Here is a 20,023-nt window from a genome sequence, read left to right as displayed (position 1 = left end):
AAAAGATTGCGTTCTTTATTGAATGACTTGTCATTCAGAAAAGCGAGCTAGAACCCCGATCTTTGAGCGTAATTATGTAGTAAGACCTCGAGTATTCCAGTGCTCGGGGTCTTTTTTTTGTTATAATTATAACAATTTCATACGGACGAACCGTTTGCTTTGTCCTGACAAAACATTTCCTTCGTCGGGATGTTCCTATTATTTCATCAGGACAAAATTTTCAACACTAATTTTGATTGCTTTTTTTGATTTCTTTCTAAAAAATAAAAAAAATGGTCAAAAAATATCTTTCAATCCATTCGCATCAAAAACTTTTTATCGAATTTTTTATTCTTTTCATCGAATTTTTTCTTCTCAAAAGGCATAAAAAAAGCTCAAAAAAACTGGCTAGAACCCCGATTTTTGAGCGTAATTTTGTAATAAGACCTCGAGTAGTTCCAGCTACTCTAACGAAATTATAGTGTAAATATAGTATTTATTTTGATTGTGCATGCACGATTTTATAAAATTTAACATTGAAAATAACAACTTTTTTGTTCCCTTTTTTCTCTTTTTTTTTACGTATGCTGTGAGGCTTTTTTAGTGCTTTTTGATGCATTGAGCCTATACTATTTTTCGCTTTTCCCAATTTAATTTTTACGCATTTATGCCAAAAAAAACCTTGTACACTTGCATATTTTTCATTATGTTTGGGGATATTAGAAATTAATTATTTGCCTAATGACACTTACACAATATATCGATAAGATAAACACACTTTATAAAACAGGAAACGCCAGAGAACATTCGTATCGTGGGGATTTACAAAATCTTTTAATGTATTTATTACCAGATATTTTGGTAACAAACGAGCCTGCTCGTGTAGATTGTGGTGCACCTGATTATGTACTAACTCGTAAAGATGTTCCGGTTGGATATATTGAGGCAAAAGATGTAACTCAAGACTTGAATGATAAAAAGCTAAAAGAACAATTTGATCGATACAAAGCGGGATTATCAAATTTGATTTTTACCGATTACATGGATTTCCATTTTTATAAAGATGGTGAATTCACTACTAAAATTGCTATTGCTTCTGTTGAAAATGGCAGTATTGTAGCTAAACCTGAAAACTTTGAACAATTTACAAACCTTATTCAAAACTTTGCTGTTACAGTAAGTCAAACCATTAAGTCGCCTACAAAATTGGCGCAAATGATGGCTGGCAAAGCCCGTTTGATGGCTGATGTAATTGAGAAATCATTAAACAATGACGACCTAGAAGGCAAGCGTTCTCAAATAAAATCGCAAATGTTGGCATTTCAACAAATGCTGATTCACGACATTGATAACAAATCATTTTCTGATATTTATGCGCAAACCATCGCTTATGGAATGTTTGCAGCTCGTTATCACGACCCTACATTGCCTACTTTTTCAAGAGAAGAAGCTGCAACTTTGATTCCAAAAAGTAATCCATTTTTGCGCAAGTTGTTTCAAGATATTGCAGGCTATGATTTAGATAACCGTTTGGCTTGGATTGTAGATGAATTGGTAAACATTTTCTTGGCTTCTGATGTCGCCTTAATTATGAAAAACTTTGGTAGAAGTACCAAACAAGAAGATCCGGTGGTACACTTTTATGAAACGTTTTTGGGTGAATACAATCCTTCTTTGCGAAAAGCACGAGGCGTTTGGTACACACCACAACCGGTTGTAAACTTTATTGTACGTGCTGTAGATGATATTTTAAAAACCGAGTTCAATTTACCACAGGGTTTAGCAGATACCAGTAAAATAAAAATTAAGAAAAAAGCGGTTACAAAAGCAACAGCAGATAAACGCTCAAAATTAACCGAAGTAGAAACTGAACAAGAAGTACACAAAGTACAAATCTTAGACCCTGCTACTGGAACAGGAACATTTTTAGCCGAAGTAGTAAAACACATTTACAAAAAGTTTGAAGGGCAACAAGGTATTTGGAGTAAGTATGTTACCAATGATTTAATCCCACGATTAAATGGCTTTGAGTTGTTAATGGCGAGTTATGCTATGGCGCATTTGAAAATGGACATGCTATTAACCGAAACAGGTTATAAACCAACCACCCCGCCCGATGGGCACCCCTCCAAAGGAGGGGAATCTCAGAGATTAAAAATATTTTTGACTAATAGTTTAGAAGAAGCCCACCCCGATACGCAAACACTATTTAGCAGTTGGTTAAGCGATGAAGCCGACCAAGCCAATGCCATAAAACGTGATGCGCCTGTTATGGTGGTGATGGGAAATCCGCCATATAGTGGAATTTCTTCAAATAATGGTGATTGGATTCAAAATTTGATAGAAGATTACAAATATATTGATGGAGAACACTTTAAAGAACGTAAACATTGGTTAAACGATGATTATGTAAAATTCATGCGTTTTGGACAACATTTTATTGATAAGAATGGTGAAGGTGTTTTAGCTTTTATCAATCCTCATGGATTTCTAGGAAACCCTACTTTTAGGGGTATGAGATGGAATTTACTGAAAACTTATGATAAAATTTACACTATTGACTTACACGGAAACAGTAATATTAAAGAGACTTCACCCGATGGGAGTTCTGATGTAAATGTGTTTGATATCCAACAAGGAGTTTCAATAAATATTTTCATCAAGAGTAACAAAAAAGATGATAACCAATTAGCCGAAGTATTACATTATGATTTATATGGTAAGAGAGAAATGAAGTATGATTTTTTAACCGATAATTATTTAAATACAATTGATTTTAAAAAATTATCTCCTGAAAAACCATATTATTTTTTTAAAAGTTCAAACAACGATTTATTTGAACTTTACAATAGTGGATTTAGTATAAGTAAATTATTTAGTGTAAATTCAGTTGGCTTTGTTTCTGCAAATGATGGATTGAATATATCTTTTTCAAAATCTGAACAATTAGAAAAAATAAATCAACTAATCACTATGGACGAAAATGGTTGGAGAATAATGAATAAACGTCCAAAAGATGCCCGTGATTGGACATATGTTACTGCTAAAAACGATGCAATTAATTTTGTAAACACAAATAACTATAGAAAGGTACAATATCGCCCTTTCGATGTAAGATGGACACTTTACACTGGTAACTCACGTGGATTATATTCAAGTCCACAACCTAAAATTATGAATCAATTTATCAGAGGTGAAAATTTAGGATTGATAACAGCTAGAAGTAATAAATCAGATACATGTGACCACTTTTATATTTCAAAAAACATAATGGAGACAAAATGTGGAGAAAGAACAACACAGTCAGCAATATTTCCACTTTATATATATCCTGAAATCACTGACCAAGCAACTATATTAGATGAAGTGATTCGCACACCTAATCTCAACATTGAAATTGTGAATCAAATGGCTGAGCAGTTGGGTATTCCGTTTGTACCTGAAAAAGACCTGACAGGTTTCGAAAACCTGTCAGGTCTGCCTAAAGATTTTGCACCCATTGACATTTTAGATTACATATATGCCATATTACACAGTCCTAATTACAGAGAAAAATATAAAGAGTTTTTAAAAATAGATTTTCCACGTGTGCCCTATCCAAAAGACAGAGCAACGTTTTGGCATCTAGTGGAACTGGGTAGTGAATTAAGACAAATTCATTTATTAGAAAGCGACGTTGTAGAAAAGTACATAACACAATATCCTGAAGATGGCGATAATGTAGTGATGAAACCACGCTTTGAAAATTCCCCTCCTTTGGAGGGGTGTCCGAAGGACGGGGTGGTTTTTTCTTCGTCAATAAAAGAACAACAACCCGATATTTTCATTAAAAAGCAACCCATTTATTTTAATACTATAACCGATTTGCCCTATAATCCAGAATTAAAACCAAGAGCAAAAGAATTGCGCTATGCCAATAATTTATCAGAAGTTCTTTTTTGGACACAAGTGCATAAAGGTCACTTTCATAAATTAGATTTTGATCGTCAACGCGTTATTGGAAATTATATTGTTGATTTTTATGTTAAAAAACTAGGTTTAGTCATTGAGATTGATGGTAAAAGCCATGATGAAAAAGAAATATATGATGCAAAACGACAAGCTTATTTAGAGTCTTTAGGTTTATTGGTTTGTAGAATTTCAGTTGAAGATGTATTACATAATATGACTAAGGCATTAAATGATGTGGAGCATTTTATCGTTAATAATTATGGTGTAAAAAAACCTCAGCCTACTACGGGCAATGCTCTTGCTGAGGAAAAACCACCCCACCCTACTGCGGGCAATACTCTTGCTGAGGAAAAACCACCCCACCCTACGGGCACCCCTCCAGAGGAGGGGAATTTAGGGCGTGTGTATATTAATGAGACGCAGTATTTTGCCAATGTTCCTGAAGTAGCTTGGAACTTTTACATTGGTGGTTACCAACCAGCACAAAAATGGCTTAAAGACCGCAAAGACCGTGAATTAAGTACAGATGATATTTTCCATTATCAAAAGATAATTGTAGCGTTAACAGAAACGGATAGGATTATGAAACTTATTGATACAATACAATTGTAAAGTATCTATATTTAGTGAGGCACAATTCCACAAGGTAATGATTAAAAAAAAGGTAGGTCGCGATGACCTACCTTCTATTTTGGTAAATGTTGTGCTATTTGTTCTTGCAAATCTTTAAAAGTAAATGGTTTCCTGATGTATGCTTTTACACCTAAACTTAAGCCATATTCTTCATCTTTTTGCTCAACTTTTGCAGTGAGAAGAATTACTGGAATGTGTGCATGAGATGAACTTTTATGTCGTTCCATAAATCCATAACCGTCTAATTCGGGCATCATTACATCACAAATAATGATATCAGGTTCAAATTCAATTACTTTTTGTAAACCTTGGATACCGTCTTGCGCTAAACAAATATGGTAACCTACATAAGATAGCATCTCTGCAATTGTTTCTCTTAAATTGACCTCATCGTCAATAATTAATACTTTTGTCATGATTTCTATTACTCTTTAATTACTCAAAGGAAACGTCAATGTAACTTTGGTTCCTTTTCCTAATTGGCTTTCTAATTTTACTTTTCCTGAATTTTTTTTGGTAAACATTTTAATGATATAAAGTCCTAATCCCGTACCTTGAATACCGTTTGAATTACTAGCACGAAAGAAGGTGTTGAATAATTTAGGCTGGTCTTCTTTTGGAATACCAATACCATTATCAATTACTTCAACAAACACTTTTTTATCTTGGGCAAATAAATTCAATTTTACATTACCACATCCTTCCGAGTATTTGAATGCGTTATTCAAAACATTGAATAAGGTATATTTAATAAGATTAATATCGGCAACTATAATGGCTTGTTTTGCATCAAAAGTTATATCAACCTTTCTATTATCTTTTTGATGATTAAAACTATTTTCAATAACATCTAAACAAATTTCTTTTAAGTCGCAACTTACAGGATTGAAACTAGTTTTGCCTGCATCATCTTTTGAAATTGTTAATACAGCATCCATCAATTCTACAATTCTGTCAATTTCTTGAGTGATGGTATCGACTCTTTTTTCTACCAATGGAGCATGTTGAAAATCATTGTTTTGCAAGTACATTGTAATTAACTCTGCACTAGTCCTGATAGTAGTCATTGGTGTTCTAAACTCATGCGAAATGGTTGACACTAAATTGGTTCGTAATTCGTTCAGTTGTCGTTCTTGAATTAGCGTATCTTCAATAATTTTCTCTGCTTTTTTACGTTGAGTAATATCCCTAGTACTAGATTGAAAACCAACTGGAACATTGTTTTCAAAAACTATTGCAGCATTGGTTTCAAACCAAGCATATTCACCCTTACTGTTTTTTAAACGCACTTGTTCTGAAAAACGACTTCTGCTATTGATGCTTCCTCCTATTCGCTTTTTAAATCGTTCTAAATCATCTGGATGCACATAATTTTCAGGCAGTTTCCCTATCAAATCCTCAGCTTCATATCCTAATAGAGCATGTATAGAAGGTGAAACATATTTAAAACTTGCATCTAAATTATGTAAACAAACTAAGTCAATAGTATTATCCGCTAATAAACGATACATGTTTTTAGCTTCATCCAGCTGTAGTGCTTTGTTTCTATTATTTTCTTCAATCAATATTCTGTTCTCCTCCTCCATTCGTTTACGTTGAGAAATATCGATAACTTGTGCAACGTAATGTTGAATTTCATCAGCTCTATTTTTAACAACAGACACAGATAAATGTACCCAAACCAGTGATTTATTTTTATGAATATACCTTTTTTCCATATTGAAATTAGGCATTTTTCTGGTCTCAATCTGGTTTTTATAATACAAATCTTCTTCTAAATCCCCCTCATAAGTTATGTCAAGAAAAGTCAATTCGCGAAACTCCTCTTTAGTATAGCCCAAAATTTCAGACATTTTATCGTTAACTTCAGACCAATAGCCTTCTAAATCAACAATAGCCATCCCGAAAGATGAATTGAAAAAAGCTCCTTTAAATCGTTCTTCACTTTGTAGCAATTCATCTTTAAGTTGTTTTTCTTGCGTAATGTCTTGCATAGCACCAATCATACGTACAGGATTACCTTCTGCGTCTCTAATAATGATAGCTTTATCACTAACATAAGCATAATTACCATTTGCTTTTAAATAGCGGTATACGTGTGACCATTTTTGATCACCTGCTGCTATAGCTATTTCAATAGATTCTTCATACTCAGCCTTATCTTCTGCATGTACTAAATTTTCACAAAATTCGCCAGGTATAATATTGTTTTCAAATTGATAACCAAACAATTGTGAATAACTTTCACCAACAAAAATTTCGTTTGTTATCATATTCCAATCCCACAACGCATCTGATGTTGCTTCACTGGCATAAGTAAAACGCTCATTACTAACCTTTAAAGCATCTTCAGCTTTTTTTCTTGCCGTAATATCGTTAAAAGTACATACCACATAGACCAATTCACCTAAGTCATCAAAAACAGGTATAGCGTCAACTAACAACCATGCCAAATCATTAGTAATTGGTCGGTGTACACCCATTACAATATTTTTGATTGGAACACGTTTTTCAATGGCTTGTGGCACAGGGTGTTCATGTGAACGGAATTCAGTTCCGTTTTTGTGTATTACTTTCCAATGAGGATCAAAAGAAGTTTTACCGAGCATTTGGTCTTCCGTTAAACCAAGCATCTCGCAAGCCGATTTATTGTATTCTAAAAATTCAGATTGTGGCCCTTGAACAATAATTCCAACGGCCGCATTTTGAATCACATTTGTAATTAATTGTCTACTTCTAAGAATTTCTTCGTTGATTTTTTTACTTTCTGTAATATCTATTCCATATCCAGTCATCATGTCAAACGAACCATCCTCATTATAGATAGGAATAAATCGTCTGGTGTGAAAAAATTGCTGTCCGTCTATTGAGGTAATTGTATCTTCCCACTCAGAAATTTGTTTAGTTTCTAAAGCTTTCAAAAATTTTTCTCGACGACTTGTCGCAAAACTATCATCTCTACCAGTGTATTTAGCATATTCAAAATCATCCTTACCAATAATATATTTTCGCAATTCTTCATTCTTAATCGCTGCTTGATTCAAATATAAATAACGATGTTTGTCATCCCAAACGCCTAAATCTATTGGAAGTCTATCTAATATTTTTCCGTAAAATTCTTTTTGATTTGTTACTTCTTCTTGTGCCTTAATAAAGGCTGTAACATCTCTACAATTTCCTATAAAAAAACACTCACCATCTTTAGCTATTAATTTAACATTTGAAGAATGCCATACATAATGCCCTTTCTTGTGTTTGATTCTATATGTAATTATCTCACTGCATTTTTCATTAGGCACTAACCTACTTAGAAAATTACCAACATATTCTTGGTCATCAGGATGCAAAAAATTTACCGTATTTTTTCCTACTCCTTCATCAATTTCATATCCCATTTCAGTAATCCAACTTTCAGATAGTGAAAGAAAATTTCCCTCAAGACTGAGTTCAAATAGTATTTCTTTTGAATTTTCGGTAAATAAATCAAATTTATCTTGTTGATTAACAATGCTTTTCTGTAAATTTATATTATTACAACAAGATTTTATTAAAAATTGAATTTGTTTTACGGCAAACTCAATTGTTTTGACTTGTGAAGTAGGTACTATTTTGGAATCTGTATCAAGAAAACTTAGTGTTCCTATTCTTTTTTTATCACCTCCATTAATAGGAAATCCTGCTAAAATTGTAAAGGATAATTCTTTAGAAACTGAAAAGGAAGTTTTTTTGTTAATTGAATCCTCTTGTATTGCCTTTTCAATTGAAGTATGAAATTGTGCTATGGTACTAAAATCTATATCTCCTTTAGAAATAGATATAATTGAATCATCAATAGTAATATGCAAATACGCATAAGGAATATCACATTGATCCATTATATAGGACAATACAACATCTATTGATTCTTCAAAACTTTTAATACTTTGGAAATCCCCAAGTAAATTGCTTCTCTGTATTCTATTCATAGGGCTTATGATGCATAATTAATAATTATGTAATACAATAGAAAAAGTAGCGGGGGGATGGGCGCAAGTTAATACATATTTTATCTAAAATAAAAAGCGCACTTCATTTTTAAATATAATTCAACAATTTATCAAAAAACTGATTATTTTTTAAGTTTTTTAAATTATGAGTAAAATATTTTTAATTATAAATCAAAAATAGAATAAAAAAATATTAATTCTTCAAAAAGACTTCATCAAACTTAAACGATAAAAAAATGATAAATGGAGTTTCTAAACATTTAATTAAGAAATGGTAACATTTATCTAATTTCTACTACTTATATTTACCATATAACTTTTATATTATGAAAAAACTACTTTTAATTGTTTTATTTAGTATTGGAATGCAAGAAATTAACGCGCAAGAAACAACTCGAAGAGACTCACTACAAGGTGGATTACGATTTGAAAGAACTTGTTTTGATGTATTGCGTTACAATTTAGACATTCAAGTACTGCCTAGAACTAAAAAAATTGAAGGACATAACGAAATCGTTTTTAAAGTAATTGAAAACACCTCCACTATTCAAATTGACTTGTTTGAAAACATGAAAATTAATTCGATAGAATGGAATGGTAAAAAGTTATCTTATAAAAGAGAGTTTGACGCAATATTTATAAAATTTCCTTCTGAATTGACAAAAGAAAGCACACAATCTATAAAGATATATTATGAAGGAAATCCAAGGATTGCAAAAAATGCCCCATGGGATGGCGGATTTGTATTTTCTTCTGATGCAAAAAAACAACCATGGATAGGTGTAGCTGTACAAGGTACAGGTTCAAGCTTATGGTATCCTGTAAAAGATACACAAACAGATGAACCAGATAATGGAGCATCGGTAAAAGTTGCTGTTCCTGATGGATTAATGAATGTTTCAAACGGACGCTTTTTAGGCTCTGAAAAATTAGCCAACAATTTTACACGTTGGGATTGGGAAGTTAAAAATCCAATCAACAATTATGACATTACTATTAATATTGGTGACTATGTGCACATTCATGATAATCATAATGGTCTAGATTTAGATTATTATGTATTGCGTGAAAATGAAGATAAAGCTCGTAAACACTTTGCAGATGATGTAAAACCTATGCTGGATTGTTTTCAATCTAAGTTTGGAAAATATCCTTTTTGGGAAGACGGCTATAAATTAGTAGAAACACCTTATTTAGGTATGGAACATCAAAGTGCCGTTGCTTATGGAAATAAATATAAAAAAGGCTACATGGGTTTTGATATGTCTGGAACTGGTGTAGGAATGAAATTTGATTATATTACTATTCACGAAACGGGTCATGAATGGTTTGGTAACAGTATAACAAGTAAAGACATTGCTGATATGTGGATTCATGAAGGATTTACTACTTATACTGAAACTGTTTTTATAGAGTGTACTCAAGGCTATGAGGCTGCCATGAAATATATTAATGGTCAATCTAAAAATGTTAGAAATGACAAGCCAATTATTGGTCAATTTGGCGTAAATCGTGAAGGTTCTGGCGATATGTATTACAAAGGTTCACTCCTATTAAATACACTTCGACATGTGATTGATAATGATGATAAATGGTGGGCCATCTTATTAAAATACTCAGAAACTTACAAAAAGCAAATTATTGATACACCAACGGTAATTGCATTTTTTAATAAAGAAACAGGTAAAGATTTGTCTCCAATTTTTAATCAATATTTGAATTACACAGCTATTCCTCATTTAGAAATTAAAGGATATAAAAATCGTTTTCAATACAGATGGAAAACAAATGTAACTGGATTTAATATGCCTGTAGACATTATTATTGGTGATAGAAAAATACGTCTTTTACCAACTAATGAATGGAAAAAAGCTGGTGAAGTGATTAATAGTGTAAATGACATTAAAGTGTTAACAGATAAGTTCTATATCAAATTTAATTAAATTTTAAGCCAAAAAAATATTTTAATTGTTTAATTATCACTAACTTAGCAGTGCGTAATCAAATATTTATTTATTATGGCTACAATTAGAGAGTTAAATAAATGGGCTAATACACACACTTATTATCCTATTGATATTTTGAGAATTGGGTATGGCGTCTTTTTGTTTTTGAAAGGTGTTGAGTTTATTACTGAACATAGATATTTGCATGATATTCTAAGTATCATGGGAAATTTTGCCAGTGAAATGTTATTAATTCATTATGTCGCATTAGCACATATGGTTGGAGGCATAATGATAATTATTGGATTTCTTACACGATGGTCTGTTGGTGTCCAAATGCCAATTATTTTATGTGCTTTTTTACTGAATTTTATACACCAATTTAATTATTCCGAATTTATACAATCTAGTATTGCCATCGTTTTGGGCATTACCTTTTTATTGTATGGAAGCGGAAAACATTCTGCAGATTATTATTTAAAAATGGAGCAATAAATTAATACTACAACCCTATTTTAGATAGGGTTTTTTTTATGTTTATTTTATTCGTTTCAGTCATATAAAAACTAGGTACAAAATAAATTTCTTTTGGTTTTTCGTATTTATCTAAAATTTCAAACAATGCTTTGTCTATGGCATATTCTTCACCTTCAATCACAAGTATTACTTTCTGACCTAATGTTTCATCAAAAACACCTGCAATAAAAAATCGTTGAGTTATATCCGATTCCAATTTAGCAGCTATTTGCTCTGGAAATAATTTAATCCCTGCACTATTAATAACATTGTCAAATCGACCTAACCATTTAAACTCATTTTTATTACTAATCTCTACAATGTCATTTGTAACTATTGGAGTTGAGGAAATCTCTGGAGCAGTAATTATCAAACAATTTCTATCATCTGTAGCAATGTTGATATTTGGCAAAACTTTGAATGTTGACTCATTAATTTTTCTTGCAGCAATATGGGTAATAGTTTCGGTCATCCCATACGTTTCATAAGCTTCACATTTTAAATTTTGCAACGCTTCAGAAAGCGATCTTGAAACTGGTGCTCCTCCAATAATTATTTTTTTAAATTGATTTAATTTTGAAATACTCTGTTGGGCTTGCATAGGAACTAGAGCTACAAAATCATACACATTTTGAGGCAATAAATTGTCTAAATGTGAACTTGAAGGCATAATATCTAATTCTAATCCAACAGTAAATGCTCTAACCAGCATCATTTTTCCAGCTATATAACGAGTAGGTAAACAAAGTAAAGCTTTATTTCCCGGATGCAAATCAAAAAAATCTGCAGTAGCAATGGCTGAAAGCACCATTGCTTGTTTTTCTAGAGTTATCAATTTAGGCTCACCTGTAGTACCAGATGTCATCAACTGAATCGTATCAGAATCATCTAACCAATCCAATAAAAACTCCCCGATTTCTTTTTCAAAAATTTCTCCTTCTTTAATAAAACTATATGCTAATTGAAATAAGGCTTCTTTATCTAAATGAAAGCCATTTATTTTAAATCGATTGTGAATATTTTTATAATTTGGTATCATTTTAAAAAATTATTGGTTAAATATTGAATTTTCATGAGACTGAAGAGCTTGTTTATTTCCTATTAATTTTTCTTTCCAATTACTCCATTTATAAATTTTTGAAAATAGAAATAATAATATTGGAAATAGCACTAAAACAGGAAAAAATACTTCAAAATTCATTGAAGGTTCTGACATATCTTTAAAAATAGAATGCGTTTGAAAAACAGTATAATCAGAAGTAATTAATAATGAAGCAACTATATTATTTGCTGCATGAAAGCCTAAAGCTAATTCGGTACCTTCATCCATTAAAGTTATTATACCTAAAAACAATCCTGTACCTATATAATAAACTAAAATAATATAACCCATTTTTTCGACCTCGGGATTCATGATGTGCATTGTACCAAAAATAACAGAAGTCATCAATAATGGAAACCATTTATTTCTGGCCAAATTAAAGAAACCTTGCATTAAATAACCTCTAAAAATAAGTTCCTCTGTGCTCGTTTGAATAGGCATCAATAACAATGTAATTCCAACTAGAATTAAAAAAGGCACCAGATTAAACTGCATAATAATTTCGCTTGGATCATAAAAATAGGCTGATAAAATTAATACTGTTGACACTAAAACCCATATTCCAAAAGATAGAAATACTCGCTTCCAATCAACCTGCTCTCTTGAAGTAATAATGGTGATAAATTTTTGACGATGTATTTTTTCGACTACAAAATACAATCCTATCATTGCAAAAACAAATGAAAGCAAAGCAAGAAATAAGAACAAATTTGAGTCAAATAATTTATAAATATCACTTTCAGAATCTGGTGTCTTTCCTGAAAATAAAATAGCTATTCCTAAAGGAATCTGTCCAATTAAAGAAGCAAGAAATACAATAATCGATCCTATCAAATATTTTAGAAAATCTAATAAAACTAGTGAAAAATCAGTTTCTTTTTTGAAAGCTTGGTTTATAAACATTTTATATCTGTTACTTTTGTACATTAATTGTAACAAAAATACGAAATGATAACCATTTACCATAATCCAAGATGCACCAAATCGAGAGAAGGTTTGTGTGAGTTAGAAATTTTAAATCTACCTTTTCAACTTCGCAAATATATGGACAACCCTTTTACTAAAGATGAACTTGAAGAAGTTATCAAAAAACTAAACATAAAGCCTATTGAATTAGTTAGAACCAAAGAATCTATTTGGATTGAAAACTATAAAAACAAAATACTATCTGATACTGAAATCGTAAATGCAATGTTGAAACACCCTAAACTAATTGAAAGACCAATTGTAGTTAAAGGAGATAAAGCTATAATTGCAAGACCTAAAGAAAAGATTAAAGACCTACTATAAGAGTTTTAACAAACATTTAGGAAATTAAGGCTAAACCAAAGAGTAAATTTGCAGTCTTATCGAAAAAAATATTTATGAATAAGAATTTTCTATTAGTAGTATTTACATTATTACTAAGTTTTACTGCCCTAGCGCAAAAACCAGCTGATAAAAAAATTAAAATCTCTGGTAAAATATTTGAAAAAGGAACTAATCTTCCTGTAGAATATGCACCTATTTCGTTTCAAAATGTAACAACCAAACAGCTTTTTGGAGCTATGACAGATGGTACCGGTTCATTTTCATTTGAAATTACACCAGGAGAATATACTGGAGCCATAGATGTTGAATTGATTTCTTATAAAAAAGTTACAATTCCTCAAAAAACCTACTTGACAGATACAGCTATAGGCCCATTTTATTTAGAAGCCGATATCGCGCAACTACAAGATGTTGTAGTTATTGCAGAAAAATCTACTGTTGAAATTAAACTGGATAAAAGAGTTTATAATGTAGGAAAAGATATGATGGTAAAAGGTGGAACTGTAAGCGATGTTTTAGATAATGTACCTTCTGTAACAGTTGATGCTGAGGGAACAGTTGCATTAAGAGGAAATGAAAATGTAAAAATTTTAATTGATGGAAAACCATCAGGATTAGCAGGAATTAATGTTGCGGATGCTTTAAAATTATTACCTGCTGATGCAGTTGAAAAAGTAGAAGTAATTACTAATCCATCTGCTCGATATGATGCTGAAGGTGGTGGAGGTATCATTAATATTGTGATTAGAAAAGGTAAATCTAATGGAGTTAATGGATCTATTATAGTATCTGCGGGTGATCCAGAATCATATGGAGTAAGTACTAGTTTAAACAAGAAAGGAACAGATTTTAACCTTTTTTCAAATATTGGTTACAATTATAGAAATAGTCCAGGAAACTCGTTAACCGATGCTGAGTACTTTAATTCTGATGGTACAACAAGTAGATTTATTAATGAAAGAAGAACCAATAAACGTTTTAGCGAAGGCTACAATGCAAATTTTGGTATCGATTTGAATTTGAGTAAATCTTTAACTTGGACCAATGCGATTACTTTTAGAGAAAATAATGGCAAAAATCCAGATAATGTTTTCTTCTATAATTTTGATGCTTTAAACAATCCTACATTTGTAAGAAACCGTTTGAACGATTCAAAAAGTGATGAATTTAGTATTGAATATTCTACCAATTTTACTAAAAAATTCAAAAAAGATGGACATCAATTAACCGTTGATGTAGCTGTTTCTCAAAACAGAGAAAACGAAAGCTCTACAATCTATGATGAAATTTTAGGAGATGCTACTTCCCTTTTTACAGAAACTACTGTAAATAATCAAAAGCAACAACGTAACTTATTTCAAACCGATTATGTTTTACCAATTGGAAAAGATGGTCGTTTTGAAGCTGGCTATAGAGGAAGCTTTCAAAAGAATTTAACTGAATTTGAAATTTTACCAACTTCATTGTATTCAAACACATTAGAATATAATGAAAATGTAAATGCTCTTTATGCACAGTATGGTTCAAAAATTAATAAATTTTCTTACTTCTTAGGAATGCGTTTTGAAGACAGTAATATTGATGTAAATTCAATTACTGCGAATGATTATAATAACAAAAAGTACAACAACTTTTTTCCATCAGCAACTATCAATTATGAAGTTTCTGATAAAAGTTCTGTAAGTTTAAGTTATAGCAAAAGGATAAATCGTCCAAGAGGTCGTTTCTTAAATCCTTTTTCTTCCTATTCAAGTAATATTAATATTTTTCAAGGTAATCCAGATATTAATCCTTCATTAACTGATGCAATTGACATTGGCTATTTAAACAAATGGGATAAACTGACTTTTAGTACGTCAGCTTATATCAACTTAACAAACGATACGTTCCAATTCATCAGAAAAGAATCTGGTTTATTTGTTGATGGTGTTCCAGTAATTATCAGTACTCCTATAAACTTAGCTAAAGAATATAGAGCTGGTTTTGAATTTAATCTTAATTATACACCTTATAAATGGTGGAGATTAAATGGAAACTTCAATTTATATAGAAATGAAACACAAGGTGATTATACTTATACTGATTACTTAGGTAATGAAATCAATCAAAATTTTGACAATATAGCCTTGAGTTGGACAACTAGAATAAGTTCTAAAGTAACTTTACCATATAAAATTGATTGGCAAACTAACGCAACATACAACGCACCACAAACAACTGCTCAAGGAAAAATTCTTGGAAATGCTTCAGTTAATTTAGCCTTTAGCAAAGATGTATTAAAAGATAAAGGAACCATTGCATTAAATGTGAGTGATTTATTTAATTCAAGAAAGCGTTTAATGGAAACTAACATTGAAAATGTAGTAAGTTCATATAGTGAAATGCAGATGAGAGAACGCCAAATCACATTATCGTTTACTTATCGTTTTAACAAACAGAAAAACGAAAGAGAAAAACAACAAAAACGCGAAGATAATGGCGAAGGAGATTTTGTGGGGCAACCATAAAATCCATTAACATACAATATAAAAAAAGTCCCGATAATTCGGGACTTTTATTTTAAAAACTAGAAAAAATTAATTTTCTGAGTCATCTTGTCTTTTAGCTCTTTTCTCTTTAATCAATTCTATGATAGCGCCGCCCAACCAATATTGTACGAAACCTACTAAGAATATCATCAACCAAAAACCGATAGTTAATATGGTTAAGAAAAGTAAAAAACCTAGGTACTGTTGAAATTCAAACATGATTTTTCCGGAATTAATGAATTCTTGTCAAAGATAATGGGAATATTTATTTTGAACAATAGAATATTGATTTATTTTATAGATTAATTTTTAAACTAAAACCATTTCTTAATCTTAAAGTAGGCAAACATAAAAATTACTATTAAAATCATTACACCCCAAATTATAAAATAGCCATTCTCCCACTCTAGTTCAGGAAAATTTTTAAAATTCATTCCATACACTCCAACAATAAATGTTAAGGGTAAGAAAAACATCGAAACCACCGTTAAGGATTTCATTACTTCATTCATTTTATGGTTTTGTGCCGAAAAGAAATAGTTTGAAGCACTATCCAATGTGCTTAAATCTGATTCTATTTGTTCTAACAATTCTAGACATTTTTGATGCAAACGTGAGAAAAACGAATAATTTTCTTGCTCAATAGAATTAAATACATTGTCGTCTTTGATTGTTTTAATTGAATACAACGAATCTCTAAGTGGAATAATTGAACGTTTTAAAAAGTTTAGATTATCTCTGTGTTTTTCTAAATGCTCTAAAGTTTCTGGCTTGGTATTTACTTTTATCGAATTAATTAAATCATCAACTTTATCTTCTTCACTTTCCAGGGTGATGTAAAAATTTTCAATAATTGCATCTAATAATAAATACAGTAAAAAATCGGCTTTTTTTGTTCGTACAATACCCGAATTTGTCCTAATCCGTTCTCTTATGTGAGTAAAAAAATCGCTTCGCTTTTCTTGGAATGATAATAAAACATTGTCTTTTAACAAAAAGCTAATCTGTTCTACACTAATATTATCTGATGCTGCTAATGGTAAAAGTGACTTCACATTAAAAAATAAAATATCACTATACTCTTCTAATTTAGTTCGTTTAATTGTATTTAAAATATCACCTATTATAAAATTATCAGCGCCAAAATCATTTCCGATTGTTTGAATTACTTCTGCTTTATTCAATCCATGAACATTTAACCAGTTGACTTTTTGAATGTCAATATTCTCTTTTATGTCATCAACTAATAATTGATGATATTCAGTTATATCTTCATTATTATATACAAACAATTGTATTTCTGTAGGCGTATCTTTATGACTACCAGTATACTCTAAAATTACTGGTTGAACTTTTCTACCTTTTTTATATTTTATTTTTCTCAAAACAAATAAATTTTGATATAAAGATAGGAGTTTTTAAAAATGAGAAGTATTTTTACTCAAATTTATTTTTAATGCAAACATTATTCATCAATATAAAAGAACTTTTACAAGTTAGAGAAGAGCACATTGACAAAGTAGCTGGTTCTGATATGTCCATTTTACCGAAAATTGATAATGCTTTTCTTTTAATCGAAAATAATTTAATAGCCGATTTTGGTTCCATGGAAAATTGTCCAATTCTACCAAATGCAAATATTATTGACGCAACGGGACGCGTTATTTTACCCACATGGGTTGATAGCCACACACATATTGTTTATGCAGGTAACAGAATACAAGAATTTGTAGATCGAATAAACGGATTAACATATGAAGAAATTGCCAATCGCGGTGGTGGAATTTTGAACTCGTCAAAAAAACTAAATGAAACTTCTGAAGAAGAAATTTATGAGCAATCTAAAGTTCGATTAGAAGAAATTATGCAACAAGGAACTGGAGCTTTAGAAATCAAATCGGGTTATGGTTTGACGGTTGAAGGTGAATTGAAAATGTTGCGTGTTATTAAACGATTAAAAGAGAATTATCCTATTGCTATCAAAGCTACTTTTCTTGGCGCACATGCTTTTCCATTGACTTACAAAGAAAATCATTCGGCATATATTGATTTAATCATCAACGAAATGCTTCCGAAAATTGCTTCCGAAAATTTAGCAGATTACATCGATGCGTTTCTAGAAACAGGTTATTTTTCTGTTGAAGAAACTATAAAAATTATGGAAGCAGGCAAAAAATATGGATTGGAACCAAAAATTCATGTAAATCAATTTACTGCTATTGATGGTATTAAAGCTTGTGTAGAAAATGGTGCATTATCTGTTGACCATTTAGAGATAGTAACGGATGAAGATATTGAGGTTTTAAAAAATAGCAAAACAATGCCAGTAGCCTTACCGAGTTGTTCTTACTTTATTAGTATTCCATACACACCTGCCAGAAGAATGCTTAATGCTGGCTTACCTTTAGCATTGGCTACCGATTATAATCCTGGCACAACTCCATCTGGAAACATGAATTTTGTAGTAGCAACAGCTTGTATAAAAATGAAAATGACTCCTGAAGAAGCAATCAATGCCGCTACCATAAACGGAGCATATGCTATGGGAATATCAAATACACATGGAAGCATTACAAAAGGAAAAAAAGCTAACATATTACTAACACAACCTTTAACTAGTTATTACCAATTGCCTTATTCTTTTGGTACTAATCTTATTGATAAAGTAATTATTGAAGGAAAATTTATTTAATATGATAAAAACAATTTTATTAGTTGGTATTGGTGGTGCTTTAGGTAGTATACTTCGCTATTTATCGAGTTGGTTAGCCGCCAAATTCTTTCAAAGTTCTTTTCCTTTGAGTACTTTATTAATTAATGTTTTTGGCAGTTTGTTAATTGGTGTATTTATTGGACTATTTGCGAAATATTATCCAGAAAATCATCCCTTGAAATATCTCCTTATTGTGGGATTTTGTGGCGGATTTACAACATTTTCTAGTTTTGCTTTAGAAAATTATAACTTGTTCCAAAGCAATCAGCAACTAACCGCTTATCTATATATTATTACTTCAATAATTCTTACCATAACTGCTGTTGGAATTGGCAATTATTTATCAAAATTTATATAAAAAATCCCGATAAGTTTATTTCTTATCGGGATTATATCATCTTAAAAGATAACTTTTGGGGATAATTATCTCAAACTAAAGCTTGTTTTAGAAACTAATTCAGCATTTTTATCAAACACATTCACAAAATAAGTTCCAGCAGCAAAATCTTTTCCTGAAACTTCTTCGTTAACCTGAACTGTTTTATTTTCATATTTTACAGTTGAAATAAAACTATAAGTTAATGTTTTATCACCTGTAGGAATTGTTTTCTTTTCTCCAAGAATATTGTTTTTACTATCAATAATTTGAACATAATATTCTCTACTACCAGTTTTTGCAATTTGATTTTCTGCAATTAAAAAGCTTACTTTTAATTTATCAGCTCTACCTGCTTTATCAGTTTCTATTTGTTTTCCTGAACTTCTTTCTTTAACCGCTAGAACTTTTAAGTTCAATACTGCTAATTTTGAACCTTTTTCAACCGTTTTAGTTAATCCCTCATTTTGAACTAGCAAAGTATCATTAAATTTTTTAGCTTCATCCAAAACAACTTTTGTACTATCTAAACTAGACGTAAGCGTAACGTTTTGCTCTTTTAACAATTTATTTTCAGCGACTAAATTGTCCATCTCACCTTTTAATTTAAGGTAAGCTCCTTTATATTTTGCCATAGCAGCAGCATCTCCTTTAGATTTTTCAACTTGCTCTAGCAATTCAACCATTTTTGCTTGTTCAGCTTGTAATTCATCTTTAAGCGCCGTGTTATCAGCAATCATCGTGTCATACTCAGCAATTTTTGCTTTAAGCTCTTCTGCTAATGTTTCTTTTTCTGTGGTTAATCCGGTAACAGTTTCTTTGTTATCTGAAGTAATCTTATAGATGTACCCGACACTTCCTAAAAGAAGTAACGCTAAAACAACAATTGCTGCCTTTAAACCTGAATTGTTTGACTTGTTTTCCATTTGTATTGTAGGTTAAATAAATTAGTTTTTCAAAATTACAACTAAAAAAAGAATTT

At 30.9% G+C, this 20,023-nt stretch carries 14 protein-coding genes; 7 read left to right on the top strand and 7 right to left on the bottom strand.

Annotated features, from left to right (window positions below):
- Positions 1–720: 720 nt before the first annotated feature.
- Positions 721–4,542: a type ISP restriction/modification enzyme gene (locus VK164_RS01270; RefSeq protein ID WP_324207631.1), complete on the top strand. Its 3,822-nt coding sequence runs from the start codon at positions 721–723 to the stop codon at positions 4,540–4,542.
- Between the two features lie 74 nt (positions 4,543–4,616).
- On the opposite strand, the gene VK164_RS01265 is transcribed toward VK164_RS01270, so the two are convergent.
- Complete coding sequence (locus tag VK164_RS01265; RefSeq protein ID WP_324207630.1) at positions 4,617–4,979, bottom strand: response regulator; 363 nt, start codon at positions 4,977–4,979, stop codon at positions 4,617–4,619.
- 15 nt (positions 4,980–4,994) lie between these two features.
- Positions 4,995–8,528: a PAS domain S-box protein gene (locus VK164_RS01260; RefSeq protein ID WP_324207629.1), complete on the bottom strand. Its 3,534-nt coding sequence runs from the start codon at positions 8,526–8,528 to the stop codon at positions 4,995–4,997.
- 347 nt (positions 8,529–8,875) lie between these two features.
- Here VK164_RS01260 and VK164_RS01255 point away from each other — a divergent pair, with 347 nt between their 5' ends.
- Together VK164_RS01255 and VK164_RS01250 are read left to right on the top strand one after the other, a co-directional pair.
- Complete coding sequence (locus tag VK164_RS01255; protein ID WP_324207628.1) at positions 8,876–10,492, top strand: M1 family metallopeptidase; 1,617 nt, start codon at positions 8,876–8,878, stop codon at positions 10,490–10,492.
- 75 nt (positions 10,493–10,567) lie between these two features.
- Positions 10,568–10,990: a DoxX family protein gene (locus VK164_RS01250; protein ID WP_324207627.1), complete on the top strand. Its 423-nt coding sequence runs from the start codon at positions 10,568–10,570 to the stop codon at positions 10,988–10,990.
- A 7-nt stretch (positions 10,991–10,997) separates the two neighbouring features.
- Here the strand turns inward: VK164_RS01250 and VK164_RS01245 are convergent, their stop codons facing one another.
- Positions 10,998–12,050 (bottom strand): AMP-binding protein, encoded by a 1,053-nt coding sequence (locus VK164_RS01245; protein ID WP_324207626.1) that lies wholly within the window; start codon positions 12,048–12,050, stop codon positions 10,998–11,000.
- A 9-nt stretch (positions 12,051–12,059) separates the two neighbouring features.
- Complete coding sequence (locus VK164_RS01240) at positions 12,060–13,016, bottom strand: CPBP family intramembrane glutamic endopeptidase (protein ID WP_324207625.1); 957 nt, start codon at positions 13,014–13,016, stop codon at positions 12,060–12,062.
- A gap of 45 nt (positions 13,017–13,061) precedes the next feature.
- Here VK164_RS01240 and arsC point away from each other — a divergent pair, with 45 nt between their 5' ends.
- Positions 13,062–13,403: an arsenate reductase (glutaredoxin) gene (gene arsC, locus VK164_RS01235; protein WP_324207624.1), complete on the top strand. Its 342-nt coding sequence runs from the start codon at positions 13,062–13,064 to the stop codon at positions 13,401–13,403.
- A gap of 74 nt (positions 13,404–13,477) precedes the next feature.
- Complete coding sequence (locus VK164_RS01230; protein WP_324207623.1) at positions 13,478–15,931, top strand: outer membrane beta-barrel family protein; 2,454 nt, start codon at positions 13,478–13,480, stop codon at positions 15,929–15,931.
- A 69-nt stretch (positions 15,932–16,000) separates the two neighbouring features.
- On the opposite strand, the gene VK164_RS01225 is transcribed toward VK164_RS01230, so the two are convergent.
- Complete coding sequence (locus VK164_RS01225) at positions 16,001–16,171, bottom strand: hypothetical protein (protein WP_324207622.1); 171 nt, start codon at positions 16,169–16,171, stop codon at positions 16,001–16,003.
- A 95-nt stretch (positions 16,172–16,266) separates the two neighbouring features.
- On the bottom strand, positions 16,267–17,337 hold the full coding sequence (gene corA, locus VK164_RS01220) for a magnesium/cobalt transporter CorA (protein WP_324207621.1): 1,071 nt from the start codon (positions 17,335–17,337) through the stop codon (positions 16,267–16,269).
- 71 nt (positions 17,338–17,408) lie between these two features.
- On the opposite strand from corA, the gene hutI reads away from it, so the two are divergent.
- Both hutI and crcB read left to right on the top strand, forming a co-directional pair.
- Positions 17,409–18,644 (top strand): imidazolonepropionase, encoded by a 1,236-nt coding sequence (gene hutI / locus VK164_RS01215; protein WP_324207620.1) that lies wholly within the window; start codon positions 17,409–17,411, stop codon positions 18,642–18,644.
- Position 18,645: 1 nt separating this feature from the next.
- Positions 18,646–19,023, top strand: a complete 378-nt coding sequence (gene crcB, locus VK164_RS01210; protein WP_324207619.1) for a fluoride efflux transporter CrcB — start codon at positions 18,646–18,648, stop codon at positions 19,021–19,023.
- Positions 19,024–19,088: 65 nt separating this feature from the next.
- On the opposite strand, the gene VK164_RS01205 is transcribed toward crcB, so the two are convergent.
- A complete protein-coding gene (locus VK164_RS01205) occupies positions 19,089–19,967 on the bottom strand; it encodes a hypothetical protein (protein ID WP_166237559.1) in 879 nt (292 codons plus the stop codon).
- Between the last annotated feature and the right edge of the window lie 56 nt (positions 19,968–20,023).

Source organism: Flavobacterium sp. (genome assembly GCF_035299005.1).
GTDB lineage: Bacteria > Bacteroidota > Bacteroidia > Flavobacteriales > Flavobacteriaceae > Flavobacterium.
The sequence above is the reverse complement of the archived record's forward strand: the minus strand, read 5'-3'. Positions and strand labels throughout refer to the sequence as shown.